The organism is Flavobacterium silvaticum, from assembly GCF_012911565.1.
GTDB lineage: Bacteria > Bacteroidota > Bacteroidia > Flavobacteriales > Flavobacteriaceae > Flavobacterium > Flavobacterium silvaticum.
On record NZ_JAAMPU010000098.1, the window covers coordinates 13213 to 27258 of the forward strand.

Genomic DNA, 14046 nt, shown 5'->3' on the forward strand with positions numbered 1-14046 from the left:
GCAGAAATAAAAAACCCTTGGAAGTCCGATGATTCCAAGGGTTTTACTTTGGTGGAGAAGATGGGGCTCGAACCCACGACCTCTTGCATGCCATGCAAGCGCTCTAGCCATCTGAGCTACATCCCCAAAGCGAGGGCAAATATAGTTTTTTAAAGACAATACAAAAACAGAATGCCCAAAAAATGTAATTTTAGAAAAATTTCAACACTATGCCAGAAGCTGGAAACCTGCAGTCGACAATTACCGATGGAGTTGCCCAAATTGAGTTCTTCCATCCTTCGGGGAATTCGTTTCCGGCAGTTATGCTTCAGGCGTTGACCCTTGAATTTGAAAAACTTGGCAAAGATGAATCGGTAAAAATAATTGTCCTGAAAAGCGGGGGCGATGGTGCTTTTTGTGCCGGCGCGTCGTTTGATGAACTTTTGACTGTAGAAAATATCGATCAGGGAACGAGGTTTTTTTCCGGATTTGCATTGGTCATCAACGCCATGCGGAAATGTCCGAAACTCATCATCGGAAGAATCCAGGGCAAAACAGTCGGCGGCGGAGTGGGGCTTGCGGCGGCCTGTGATTACACGTTCGCTACGGAATCGGCACTGGTCAAACTATCGGAACTTGCCATCGGAATTGGACCATTCGTCATTGCTCCGGCAGTAGAGAGGAAGATTGGTCTCGCTGCATTTGCCGAACTTACGCTTTGTGCCCATGAATGGAAAAGTGCCTACTGGGCTAAGGAAAAAGGGTTGTATACCTGTCTTTTCAAAAACTCCGATGCCATGGATGACGAAATAAGGAATTTTACCGGAATCCTTTCAAGATATAATCCGGAAGCGTTGTTAGAACTTAAGAAAATTTTCTGGCAAGGAACCGAGCATTGGGAATCATTACTTTACGAACGGGCGGCTGTTTCCGGAAGACTCGTCCTCAGTGACTTTTCGAGAAATGCACTTGGCGCTTTAAGGAAGTAGTGTCGCAAATCCCACACAAATTACTTGTAACGAATAAAAAATAGTGCTAATATTGCAGCCTCTAAACCGGTCCTATAGCTCAGTTGGTTAGAGTCCCTGACTCATAATCAGGTTGTCCTTGGTTCGAGCCCAAGTGGGACCACATCATAAAGCCTTGCAGAAATGCGGGGCTTTTTTTATTCAAAAGAGCTAACTTTAAAAAAAGCTTTTATGAGAATCGCCACCTACAATGTCAACGGAGTCAATGGTCGCTTGCCGATTTTGTTGAAATGGCTCGAAGAAACCCAGCCTGATATTGTCTGTCTCCAGGAGCTCAAAGCACCTGACGAAAAATTCCCAATAGATCAAATCAGCGCCGCCGGCTACAATGCTGTTTGGCAGGGACAAAAATCCTGGAATGGTGTCGCGATTCTTTCAAAAGGACATGAAATCAAAGAAGTCACCCGTGTTCTTCCAGGTGATCCCGACGACATCCAGAGCCGCTACCTCGAAGCCGTCGTCAACGATATTCTGATTGTCTGCCTCTACCTTCCAAACGGCAATCCATCACCCGGCCCTAAGTTCGATTATAAACTCAGTTGGTTTGAACGGTTGCACAAAAGGGCTGTAACACTACTCGAATTCGATATGCCGATCGCACTTATAGGCGATTTCAACGTTATGCCCACAGAATTCGACGTATATAAGCCCGAACGCTGGCTCAATGATGCCTTGTTCCGGGTTGAAGTGCGCGAGGCATTCCATAAACTGATTGCCCAAGGTTGGACAGATGCCATCCGCAAACTCCATCCGGATGAAGTCATTTATACCTTCTGGGATTATTTCCGTCAGGCCTATGAACGCAATGCAGGTCTTCGCATCGATCATTTCCTGCTCAATCCGAAACTTGAAAAACGTCTCAAATCGTGCGGCGTGGACAAATATGTTCGCGGTTGGGAAAAGACGAGCGATCATGCTCCGGTTTGGATTGATGTGGAAAAGTAAATTGCGGAAAACTTCCTGCATCGGCCAGCGCCCCATGGTTTCTTCGTTAAAGCCAAAAGCGGGTCAAATTCCCAACTGCCGGCAAAAATATTTTGCAAAACTTCCAGTATATAAAATCAGTGACTTTTTGTTAAAACTCACATCATCTGACTCTACTGACTTTTGTGTAAATAAGTTCAAACCTGACGTCCGGAAATTTTAAGAATTTCTCGAAATCCGGATAATTGCCGTTCATCGAAAATCCCTGTCATTCCGAGCCTTCGCGAATTTTATGATTTTTTAAGTATTTAAAATACAGTGAATTGCGTTTGTATATTTCGGCCTATTTGGAATCACTCTTTGTTAAAAACTACGCCCGATTGTGGAAAAGTTTGCCTTTTTTAAAACCTTCCAAATCCTAATCTTTGTAATCCCGACAATTAGCAAATATTTTGTTAAAACGGACCTCGAAAATTACCCAGAAAATTATGTCAGCGATAGAACCGATTCTTCAGGAAAACAAAAACCGTTTCGTGATATTCCCTATAAAACATCACGATATCTGGGAATGGTACAAAAAGATGGAAGCGTCGTTCTGGACTGCCGAGGAAATCGACCTGCATCAAGATCTTAATGACTGGAACAACAAGCTTAACGCAGACGAAAAATATTTCATCAAACACATCCTGGCATTTTTTGCTGCTTCAGATGGTATCGTCAATGAAAACCTCGCCGAGAATTTCGTAAATGAAGTCCAATACGCCGAAGCAAAATTCTTCTACGGTTTCCAGATTATGATGGAGAACATCCACAGTGAGACCTATTCGCTGTTGATTGATACGTATGTAAAGGACGATGTGGAGAAAGATCAGCTTTTCCATGCGCTTGAAGTATTTCCGGCCATCAGGAAAAAAGCTGATTGGGCTTTGAAATGGATTGAATCGGATTCATTTGCCGAAAGACTTATTGCATTTGCAGCGGTTGAAGGAATTTTCTTCTCTGGTGCGTTCTGTTCGATTTTCTGGCTTAAAAAACGGGGCCTTATGCCAGGATTGACTTTTTCAAACGAATTGATTTCGCGTGACGAAGGCGTGCATTGTGACTTTGCCGTCCATTTGCACAACCATCATTTGGTGAATAAGGTTCCGAAATCGAGAATCAAGGAAATCATTGTAGATGCGTTGGCCATCGAGCGTGAATTCATCACCGAGTCGCTTCCGGTAAGCCTTATCGGGATGAATGCAAACCTGATGACTCAATACCTTGAATTCGTGACAGATCGTTTGCTTGTGGAATTAGGCTGCGATCGTGTTTATAACGGAAGCAACCCATTCGATTTCATGGATATGATCTCGCTTCAGGGCAAAACGAATTTCTTCGAGAAGCGCGTTTCCGAATACCAAAAAGCCGGGGTCATGGACAAAGGCACCGATTCACAAAAGATTAGTTTCGACGCCGATTTTTAGATAAAAAGGCTTGTCATATCAATACAATCCAAGCCCAGATTTCTTTATGGGCAAGGAAATATTATCCCGATTTCATTTTACAAAAGTTCCGGAACTCGTTTCCAAACACCTGAAAAATAATTTAATAAGCTCATGACGTATGTTTGTAGTTAAAAGAGACGGCAAGAAAGAACCGGTGATGTTCGACAAAATCACCGACCGTATCAAAATCCTGTGCTACGGCCTCAATGACCTGGTTGATCCGGTAAAAGTGGCCATGCGCGTTATCGAAGGCTTATATGATGGCGTAACGACCTCAGAACTCGACAACCTGGCTGCCGAAACCGCAGCGTCGATGACCGTTACACACCCCGATTTTGCCCAGTTGGCTGCGCGTATCGCCGTGTCCAACCTGCACAAGAACACCAAAAAGTCGTTCAGCGAAACCATGAGCGATATGTATCATTACGTGAACCCGCGCACCAATCAGGAAGCGCCGCTTTTGAGTGATGAGGTTCATGAAGCGATACAGGCGAATGCGGAAAAGCTGGATTCGGCTATCATTTACAACCGTGATTTCAACTACGATTACTTCGGATTCAAGACTTTGGAACGTTCGTACCTGCTGAAAATCAACGGTAAAATCGTGGAGCGTCCGCAACATATGCTGATGCGTGTTTCTGTCGGAATCCACATCAATGACATGGACGCCGCCATTGAAACGTATGAACTCATGTCGAAAAAGTTCTTTACGCATGCCACACCAACATTGTTCAATGCCGGAACGCCGAAGCCGCAAATGTCTTCCTGCTTCCTTTTGGCTATGCAGGATGACTCGATCGACGGTATTTACGATACGCTTAAACAAACGGCTAAGATTTCACAATCGGCCGGAGGAATCGGTCTTTCTATCCATAATGTACGTGCGACAGGATCCTATATCCGCGGCACGAACGGAACTTCAAACGGAATTGTTCCAATGCTTCGCGTGTATAACGACACAGCCCGTTACGTAGACCAGGGCGGTGGAAAACGCAAAGGAAGTTTTGCGGTTTACATCGAACCTTGGCATGCCGATATCTTCGATTTCCTCGACCTGAGAAAGAACCACGGAAAAGAAGAGATGCGTACGCGTGACTTGTTTTTGGGTATGTGGATCCCGGATTTGTTCATGAAACGTGTCCAGGAAGATTCTTTCTGGACCTTGATGTGCCCGAACGAATGTCCTGGATTGTATGATGTCCACAGTGAAGAATTCGATGCCTTGTACCTCAAATACGAGTCGGAAAACCGCGGACGCAAAACCATCAAGGCACGTGAGATCTGGGAAAAAATCCTTGAATCACAAATCGAGACCGGTTTGCCTTACATGTTGTACAAAGACGCGGCAAATCGTAAATCGAACCAGAAAAACCTGGGGACAATCCGTTCTTCCAACTTGTGTACGGAAATCCTTGAGTTTACTTCTGCAGATGAAATCGCGGTGTGTAACCTTGCGTCTATTTCGCTTCCGATGTTCGTCGAAAACGGAAAATTCGACCACAAGCGTCTTTTCGACGTGACCAAACGCGTAACCCGTAACCTGAACAAGGTAATCGACAGGAACTACTATCCGCTCAAAGAAGCAGAAAATTCCAATATGCGCCACCGTCCGGTAGGATTGGGCGTTCAGGGATTGGCCGATGCGTTCATCAAAATGCGTCTGCCGTTTACAAGTGACGAGGCGAAACAAGTGAACCAGGATGTGTTCGAGACACTTTATTTTGCTGCCGTAACCGCGTCAATGGAGATGGCCAAGGAAGAAGGTCCATATTCGACTTTTGCGGGTTCTCCAATATCGCAAGGTGAATTCCAGTATAACCTTTGGGGCTTGAAAGACAGCGATCTGTCCGGACGTTGGGACTGGGCCGCCTTGCGTAAGCAGGTTATGGAACATGGGGTTCGCAATTCGCTTCTCGTGGCTCCGATGCCTACGGCTTCAACTTCGCAAATCCTTGGAAACAACGAAGCTTTCGAACCATATACATCGAATATTTATACACGTCGTACATTGTCCGGAGAGTTCATCGTTGTCAACAAGCACTTACTTGAAGACCTGGTAGAACTCGGAATCTGGAATGAAACCCTGAAGCAGGAAATCATGCGTCACAACGGTTCGATCCAAAACATAGACGGTATTCCGGATCATATCAAGGAATTGTACAAAACCGTTTGGGAAATGTCCATGAAAGACATTCTTGATATGGCACGCCACAGAGGTTATTTCATCGACCAGTCGCAATCACTCAACCTGTTCATGGAAGGAGCTACGTTTGCCAAATTGACTTCGATGCACTTCTATGCCTGGCAGTCTGGATTGAAAACGGGAATGTATTATCTGCGTACCAAATCTGCAGTCGATGCGATCAAGTTTACGCTGAATAACGATAAGAAAACCGAACCGACAGCGGAACCCGTTGCCGTTGAGGTAGAGCCGGACACCGATGCAATGACAGCAGAGGAATTCAAGGCGATGGTCGAACGTTCCCGTAATGCCGAACCGGACGATTGCGAAATGTGCGGATCATAACCAGTAGTATATTTATGTTCAAAAAGGAAGTTTCGGCTTCCTTTTTTTTGGTTTATAGCTTATAGGATTTCTGGAATGAATCTAAAATTCACAAATCTCAATTATCTGCCAACCATACTGTAACTTAGCCTCAGAATCGGGTTTTCAAATTCAATTAAACATGTCAAAAGAAAAAAAGGGCGTTTACACCGGAGTAATCAGGAAAGATGAAAAAGGCAACTACTTCTGTGGGCCGTATCTGCTCGATTACCAATATACCGAAGCCGGAAATTTCAAGGAAGGCGACAAAGTCAACCTTAAAACGGTAATCGCGAATCCGAGTAATGCAAGCGTGGAAAAATACCCGCAAAAGAGCCGGAATTTCTTTTTGGCGAACGATAAAAAATAATTTCCTCCAATCATTATGATGCACTGGGAACAACTGCTTTCACTTAAAAAGCAAGGTGACAAAAACAAACGGCTTCGCAAGGAAGAAGCAGATACACGCCTCGGTTTCGAAGTAGATTACGACCGGATCATCTTTTCATCGGCGTTCCGGAGCCTTCAGGACAAGACACAGGTGATTCCGTTGTCAAAGACCGATTTTGTCCATACACGGCTTACGCATTCGCTCGAAGTTTCTGTCGTAGGTCGTTCGTTGGGACGTTTAGCCGGGAAACAGATTCTTGAAAAATACCCGCATCTAAGCGAAGTCCATGGTTTCCATATGAACGATTTCGGGGCGATAGTAGCTGCAGCTGCATTGGCCCACGACATCGGGAATCCGCCTTTCGGTCATTCGGGTGAAAAAGCTATAGGCGAATATTTCAAAAGCGGTAAAGGACAGCGTTTTAAAGAATCGTTGACCGACAAGCAATGGCAGGATTTAACCGAATTCGAAGGCAATGCCAACGGTTTCTCAGTGCTTACTGCCTCGCGTGCCGGTGCTCAGGGAGGTTTACGCATTTCGTATGCGACGCTTGGTGCTTTTATGAAGTATCCTAAAGAAAGCCTTCCGAAGAAACCGACTAAAAACATATCCGATAAGAAATTCGGGTTTTTCCAGTCCGATAAGGATTTCTTTGCAGAAGTGGCATCGGAACTTGGTCTGATAGCAAACAAAACCGGAAACGATATTGGTTTCGAAAGACATCCGTTGGCATTTTTGGTCGAAGCCGCCGATGACATCTGCTATACGATCATCGACTTTGAAGACGGGATAAATCTGGGGCTTATCGCAGAAGATTATGCTCTCGAATATCTGATAAAACTGGTAAAGGATAGTATCGACAGCAAAAAATATAACGAACTGTCGACCAAAGAAGAACGGATTTCCTATTTGCGGGCACTTGCCATCGGAAGCCTTATAAATGATGCCGTAAAGGTATTCATGGAAAATGAAGATGCCATACTCAAAGGCGAATTCCATGTTTCCCTGAATGATAAAAGCAAGTATAAAGCGCAAATGGACGACATCATCGCGCTCAGCATCAAGAATATCTACCGAAGCCGAGAGGTCGTTGAAAAAGAATTGCGTGGATATCAGGTGATTAACAATCTTCTCGAAGCATTTATAAGTGCTTATAACAACCAATTTGAAGGGAAAGCCACAAATTACGACAAGTTGTTGCTTGAGGTGTTACCGGAAAAGCATCGGGTGGAAAAGGAAAACCTGTATGAAAGGTTGCTTCATATTTGCCATTTCATATCGATGCTGACTGATGGGAAAGCGATTATTTACCATGAAATGATTGGAAGTTTCAGATGATGGATTGAGGATTTTACCACATCAAAATCTGAGGTTTCACACATAACAAGTTTCAAAAACTTGTTATGTGTGAAGTTCGGAAATTCTGCCACATCATCATTACAGAAAAAATGTACATTTTGTTAAAAAACACATTGGATCTATTCGCCTATAAACCTATTGAAAACACATCAGAAGTTATAAACCAACCCAATACTCAGCCACTGACGCAACTGTACTTTTGGTCCAACCGTCACTTGTTGGCCATCGACTTCTTCCTTTGCCTTGATGTCGTCGTCATAAATCACCTGCGCGCCAATGGTCGCCTTGACATATTCATTCACGACAAAATCCATCTGGAATGTCCAATCCACGTCTATATTTCCAAAATTATTGAGGTAATCGGTATAAAACTGTACGCGGTCTTCTAGGAAAATATTGCGATAAACTTCGTGTTTATGGTGAGCCGTGACCAAAATACCAAGTTCGGTTTTTGATCGTTTACCGTTTCGGATCACTTCTCCGGTTACGGGATCTATCAAAGCCGGATCCACACCAAACGCACCCTGGTTTGCCAATCGCTGGTCTGCAACCATGGTATGTTTGAGCGTCAAAGGCGATACATAAGCGTTCACATGTTTGACTTTGTTCGAATATTCGGTACCGACACCCAGGAATGTATACGCAGGGGCAAACGGTTTTGAAATAGGTTCGCTTGTATTCGGATAATTATAACCGTTGCTGAATTGGGTGTTGAAGTTGAATTTAGCCGAATAGAACCAATTCGAAATCGTATCTGTCCGATACCCGAAAGTCGAGGTCAGCAAAAAAGCGTCGTCTGTCTTTCTCCATTCGATGCCGTCCTGCTTGTTGAGGCCATAACGCATGATAAGTTCATTGCCCCATTTGAGATTGCCATTCGTATAGACGCGGACAAATTGCGTTTTGGCCAAACCTGTAATGGCACTTACTCCACCGGCGCTCCAGTTCAGGAAAGCAATTTCGCTCAAATCAAAACTGACCTGGTTCTTTTTGTCCCAATGGGAAACCACCGAATCTTTTGGAATGGGCTTTATGTCCTGGGCCGATGCAATCGTAGTAATAAAAGTCAGCAGAATGGCAATCCGGAATACTTTCATGAAGTTGGTTTTTGTTCGCGATGCAAAAATCTGCAATTTCAGTATTCCCCGAAAATTAATCGGAGGTTTTCGGCATCGATTTTACAAATTTTAAGCAATTCCAATGGTGTTCCCTGTGGCATAAAGTCATCCGGAATTCCGAGAATGCGGATTGTTTTAAAAAACCCATTACTGACTGCGAATTCCGCAATCGAGCTACCGAAGCCGCCTTTTACGGTTCCTTCTTCAACCGTGATTAGGGTTTTGTATTTGGTGAAGATTTGTTTCAGGAGCGATTCATCCAACGGTTTGATGAACGGAAAATCATAATGGGAATAACGGCTCGCATCAGACATTCCATCCAACGCTTTGATGACTTCATTTCCGATGAATCCGCAAGACAAAATCGCGATTTCAGATCCTTCACGAAGCATTTCAGCTTTTCCGATTGTGACTTTTTCATAAGTTTTTTCCCAATCGACCGAAATACCGCGACCTCGCGGATAACGTATCGCAATTGGTTGTTCAAGACCGAGTTGGGCGGTAAACATCATATTCCGGAGTTGATTTTCATCCCGAGGTGCGTACACCATCATATTCGGGATGCAACGCAAATAGGCAATATCGAAAACCCCGTGATGCGTAGCGCCATCCTGACCAACCAAACCGGCACGGTCAAGACAAAATAGTACAGGCAAATTCTGCAAAGCCACATCATGTATCAGTTGATCATAAGCGCGTTGCAGAAAGGTAGAGTAGATATTGCAGAAAACCACGAAACCATCGGTTGCCATTCCGGCGGCTAAAGTGACGGCGTGTTGTTCCGCGATTCCCACGTCAAAAGCCCTTTCAGGTAACGCTTCAATCATGTATTTCATGGAACTTCCCGTTGGCATTGCCGGTGTGATTCCGATTATTTTAGGATTTTTGATGGCCAGATCGAGTAATGTCTTTCCAAAAACATCCTGGAATTTTGGTGGCAGATGGGCATCTGAAACTGCAATGATTTCACCCGTTTCTTTGTTGAACTTTCCGGGCGCATGATATTTCACCTGATCGGCTTCGGCCAGTTGCATTCCTTTTCCTTTAGTTGTGATAATGTGCAGGAAACGCGGGCCTTTTATTTTTTTGAGACGATCTAATTCTTTGATCAACGCTGGGATATCATGTCCGTCGATCGGGCCCGAATAATCGAAATTGAGCGACTTGATCATGTTGTTCTGACGCGGATTCTTTCCTTCCTTGACAGCTGTCAGATACTCTTTCAAAGCCCCGACGCTCGGGTCGATACCGATGGCATTATCGTTCAAAATCACAAGCAGGTTCGCATCGGTTACTCCGGCGTGGTTCAAACCTTCAAACGCCATTCCCGCGGCAATCGATGCGTCACCGATCACGGCAATATGCTGTCGATTCTCGTCTCCATTGAGTTTTGCGGCAATCGCCATTCCCAGTGCAGCAGAAATAGACGTGGAAGAATGCCCGGTTCCGAAAGCATCGTAGTCACTTTCACTTCGTTTGGGAAAACCCGAAATTCCCCCGAATTCACGAATCGTGTTAAAAGTGTCGCGGCGGCCGGTAATTATTTTGTGTCCGTAAGCCTGGTGACCTACGTCCCAAATGAGCTTGTCGTGTGGTGTATTGAAAACATAGTGAATCGCGAGTGTCAATTCAACAACACCGAGACTAGCGCCCAAGTGGCCTTCACGCGAGGAAATAACATCAATGATGAATTCGCGCAATTCCGCCGCAAGTTCCGGAAGCTGTTTTTGGTCTAGCTTGCGTAAGTCTTTTGGGGAATTTATTTCTTTTAGGATTGAATATGCCATCGTGTGGCAAAGGTACAACTTTGGATCGGTGGGAAAACTACTCTTCCAAATCGGGGAGTTTTAATGTATCTGTTTCCTCTTCAAAAGAAATCATTTCGGCAGCAGTGGTATCGGCGATCGCAGTAGTATCGGCTTCCCAGTAATAATCGGCAGCATCTTCATATACCAACGGCTCATACTCCTTAGTCACATCTGCCTCTTGAGGTGTATAATAATACGGCACCATGATGGCACCGGCAGTCATGCCATATCGTGGCTGATCTATGATTTCTACAGAATCGATGCTTTGCCGCTCGCCATCATCATTCGAACAACTGAACAAAAAGCTTCCCATAGTTGCAAAAAGCACCAGTAAAAAGGCTCTTTTGAAAGGCATTTTCTGGTAGAATATGTGTTCCGGAATCTGGATCTTCAAACCCTCGAGCTGTTCGTTCCTGAACCTGCCACAGACTTCTTTACCCCGATTCTGATACAGATACTTGTGGATTTCTTCATTCGATTTGTTGCTGAAATCGATTACATTCTTGGCGCAAGTAGCGCAAAACCTTCCGTTTGTTTGAACGGACATGCTGTTCCAATCCTCATGGCAGGGCACGGGGATGGAAACTTTTGTGAAGTTGTCCATTTTGAGTGAATTAGGTTATGGATTGCTAACGCAGATGTGAATCGGAATCGTATTTTTGCGCTTCGAATTCATCTTATGGAGAACATTTTCACCGACGAATATTTCATGAAAAAAGCCTTGCAGGAAGCTGAAGCCGCGTATGAAAAAGGCGAAATTCCCGTAGGTGCCTTAATCGTGGTAAATGACAGGATTATCGCGCGTTCCCACAACCTTACCGAAATGCTCAACGACGTAACTGCCCATGCAGAAATGCAGTCGATAACAGCTGCTGCGAATTTCCTCGGCGGAAAATATCTCAAAGGTTGTACGCTCTATGTAACGTTAGAGCCTTGTCAGATGTGCGCCGGAGCTTTGTACTGGAGCCAGGTTTCGCGTGTAGTTTACGGAGCTGGGGACAACCAGCGCGGTTTTACGGCTATGGGCGGTAAACTGCATCCGAAGACCGAAGTCAAATCCGGAGTTCTGGAAAATGAGGCTGCCTCTTTAGTGCTTCGTTTTTTTGAAGAGCGCCGAGGCAGAAAATACTGAAAATCAATTTTTTGGAGTAGGGTAACTTACAAGTCGGCTGTTACTCAAAAAACCTGATTAAATGAAGAAACTACTACTCCTTTTTGTGGGGCTTGCCTCGTTTTCGATGTCTGCCCAAGTTACGGCCAATCAACCGGCAAATATGTACGAATGCGGTACGAATGCGGTCGATTTGAATACGCAGATTCCGCAAATCATCCTGAGCCAGAATCTCGCGACTCTTTCTGTAACATTTTATCTTTCAGAATTCGATGCCCAAAGTCAAACGAACCAGCTTACGTCTACCTTGGCTTATTCCGGAACGCAATTGGTAACGGTATATGTGCGCGTAAATAATCTGGCCAATACAGATGCTGATTTCACAAGCTTTAAAGTACTTTGGAATACGCAATCATACTATCCACCCAATATTTTTGACGTAACGGTATGCGATTTCTACATTCTTCCGGAACTTGAAGTAGGGTCGTATCACACCGGGCCTGACGGTAGTGGCGCACAGTTGTTTCCGGGCGATTTCATTTCCAATTCCACCCTGTTGTTCGTGCTTATCGGAGATGAGGAATGTCATGTGGAATATACGTACTTTATCCAGATTAACTATTCCCCTTACTACGGTGGTACCATAACGAGCTGTACCGACAACCCGGTTTTTGATTTAAACCAGGCTACATTTTCATGGGGCGACCAAATCTTTTTTTATGAAACCATGGACGACGCATTCAACAATGTCAATCCTATTCTCAATACGTCTACTTATTCCGGAACGAACGGCCAGATTGTGTATGCCAATGCGCCTTTTGCCATGTGTAATATGATGGGAGTCCAACCTATTACTCTGGCACTTTCAGATTGTACCAACGCCACTATTTCAGGTACGGCCCGCCTCAGTTCCAACGGAAACGATTGTTCACCTACTGATCCGGGCATTCCGGGCATCATCATTTCGAAAGAACAAGCCGGAGCGACCATGTATGCTTACACCAACGCCCAGGGCCATTATCAGTTCAGTAATGTGGCGACATCCGGACTTGCAACCATAAATGTCGCAGACACGTATCCCGGCCTATATAACATGACACCTGCTTATGTGCATAATGTAGCGGAAGGACAGACTATTACAGATGATTTTTGTCTGGCGCAGATTGATTTTACAGATGCTACTGTTTCATTGTATCCGCTTGTGAATGCACGTCCGGGCCAGCCGGCCAACTATTCGCTTCGGGTCTTTAATGGCGGAAGCCTTCCGGTAAGCGGAACCGTGACATTGACGTACGATGCAAGCGTATTCACGTTTGTTTCTTCAGATATCGCACCGACTTCGAATACGCCGGGACAATTGGTGTTTTCGTTTGCAGATATCGCCCAGTTTGGTTCGGTCTGGAACACGTTGACCTTTGATACGGCTTTGACTGCGACATTGGGCCAGCAGGTAACATTTACGGCTGAATTGCCAACGGCCGATACTATTATGTATAACAATGTTTCCGTAGTGAATCAGGTTATCGTGAATTCATTCGACCCGAATGATATGCTTGTGGCCGAAGGCGCATACATCAGCGAAGACCAGGCTGACGGTTATCTGCATTACACCATCAACTTCCAGAACCTGGGAACGGCAGATGCTATTGATGTCGAAATTACCAATATCCTCAGCGATTTCCTCGATTGGAGTACGTTCCGTCCGGTTGCTTCAAGCCATACGTATTTTACCGAAAGATATATGAGCGATGTGCTTTTCCGTTTCCCGGACATCCATCTTCCGGCAGAACAGGACGACTCAGCGGGCAGCCACGGATACATTACCTACGAAATCAAGCCGATAGCCGGACTCGCAGTGGGAGATATCATTGAAAACGAAGCGTATATTGTTTTCGACCAGAATCCGTTTATCGCAACCAATCAGGTCACGACGCAAATCCAGCCATTGAGCGTTGGCTCAAATCAATCCGGGCATATTCTTATGTATCCGAACCCGGCCAAAGGAAAAGTGTTCTTCTCAGGAATTTCTGCCGATTCCCACATTACGGTTACCGATTTGAGCGGGAAACAATTACTGCAACAAAACCCTGAAATTAACGGGAACATTGGTACAGTTGATATTTCAGGATTGTCCGCCGGAATTTATGTGATGAAACTTACGTCCGCAAATCAATCAACTACACAAAAACTGGTTATAAAATAAATCAGATTCTACTTACCATGAAAGCCCTAACTCGTTAATTATCTGAAACGAAGTAGGGCTTTTTTGCGGTAACTTGTTTCGGCTAAAACGACC

The 14046-nt window shown here is 44.8% G+C and carries 11 protein-coding genes and 2 tRNA genes; 9 read left to right on the forward strand and 4 right to left on the reverse strand.

What is annotated here, in order from left to right; translation table 11 throughout:
* Positions 1–49: 49 nt before the first annotated feature.
* Positions 50–126, reverse strand: a tRNA-Ala gene (locus G6047_RS03115).
* An 83-nt stretch (positions 127–209) separates the two neighbouring features.
* On the opposite strand from G6047_RS03115, the gene G6047_RS03120 reads away from it, so the two are divergent.
* The 7 genes from G6047_RS03120 (at position 210) to G6047_RS03150 (ending at position 7692) form a co-directional block, all read left to right on the forward strand.
* Positions 210–968: an enoyl-CoA hydratase/isomerase family protein gene (locus G6047_RS03120; RefSeq protein ID WP_169526021.1), complete on the forward strand. Its 759-nt coding sequence runs from the start codon at positions 210–212 to the stop codon at positions 966–968.
* Positions 969–1036: 68 nt separating this feature from the next.
* Positions 1037–1110: transfer RNA gene (locus tag G6047_RS03125), tRNA-Ile, on the forward strand.
* A gap of 68 nt (positions 1111–1178) precedes the next feature.
* Positions 1179–1952, forward strand: coding sequence for an exodeoxyribonuclease III (xth, locus tag G6047_RS03130; RefSeq protein ID WP_169526022.1), 774 nt, complete (start codon positions 1179–1181; stop codon positions 1950–1952).
* A gap of 467 nt (positions 1953–2419) precedes the next feature.
* Positions 2420–3397 carry a ribonucleotide-diphosphate reductase subunit beta gene (locus tag G6047_RS03135; RefSeq protein WP_169526023.1) on the forward strand — a complete coding sequence of 326 codons (978 nt, stop codon included), beginning with the start codon at positions 2420–2422 and terminating at the stop codon, positions 3395–3397.
* Between the two features lie 139 nt (positions 3398–3536).
* Positions 3537–5945 carry a ribonucleoside-diphosphate reductase subunit alpha gene (locus G6047_RS03140; protein ID WP_169526024.1) on the forward strand — a complete coding sequence of 803 codons (2409 nt, stop codon included), beginning with the start codon at positions 3537–3539 and terminating at the stop codon, positions 5943–5945.
* Between the two features lie 160 nt (positions 5946–6105).
* Positions 6106–6333 carry a hypothetical protein gene (locus tag G6047_RS03145; RefSeq protein ID WP_169526025.1) on the forward strand — a complete coding sequence of 76 codons (228 nt, stop codon included), beginning with the start codon at positions 6106–6108 and terminating at the stop codon, positions 6331–6333.
* A gap of 18 nt (positions 6334–6351) precedes the next feature.
* Positions 6352–7692: a deoxyguanosinetriphosphate triphosphohydrolase gene (locus G6047_RS03150; protein WP_169526129.1), complete on the forward strand. Its 1341-nt coding sequence runs from the start codon at positions 6352–6354 to the stop codon at positions 7690–7692.
* A gap of 170 nt (positions 7693–7862) precedes the next feature.
* On the opposite strand, the gene G6047_RS03155 is transcribed toward G6047_RS03150, so the two are convergent.
* Genes G6047_RS03155 through G6047_RS03165 form a run of 3 tightly spaced genes read right to left on the reverse strand, consistent with a single transcriptional unit; the run spans position 7863 to position 11243 of the window.
* Positions 7863–8810, reverse strand: a complete 948-nt coding sequence (locus G6047_RS03155; protein WP_169526026.1) for a DUF3078 domain-containing protein — start codon at positions 8808–8810, stop codon at positions 7863–7865.
* 38 nt (positions 8811–8848) lie between these two features.
* Positions 8849–10618 carry a 1-deoxy-D-xylulose-5-phosphate synthase gene (locus tag G6047_RS03160; RefSeq protein WP_169526027.1) on the reverse strand — a complete coding sequence of 590 codons (1770 nt, stop codon included), beginning with the start codon at positions 10616–10618 and terminating at the stop codon, positions 8849–8851.
* A 37-nt stretch (positions 10619–10655) separates the two neighbouring features.
* Positions 10656–11243, reverse strand: coding sequence for a hypothetical protein (locus G6047_RS03165; RefSeq protein WP_169526028.1), 588 nt, complete (start codon positions 11241–11243; stop codon positions 10656–10658).
* A 75-nt stretch (positions 11244–11318) separates the two neighbouring features.
* On the opposite strand from G6047_RS03165, the gene G6047_RS03170 reads away from it, so the two are divergent.
* Both G6047_RS03170 and G6047_RS03175 read left to right on the forward strand, forming a co-directional pair.
* The gene (locus G6047_RS03170) at positions 11319–11771 is read left to right on the forward strand and encodes a nucleoside deaminase (protein WP_169526029.1); all 453 of its coding nucleotides are present in this window, start codon (positions 11319–11321) and stop codon (positions 11769–11771) included.
* Between the two features lie 61 nt (positions 11772–11832).
* On the forward strand, positions 11833–13953 hold the full coding sequence (locus G6047_RS03175; protein WP_169526030.1) for a T9SS type A sorting domain-containing protein: 2121 nt from the start codon (positions 11833–11835) through the stop codon (positions 13951–13953).
* Positions 13954–14046 lie beyond the last annotated feature (93 nt).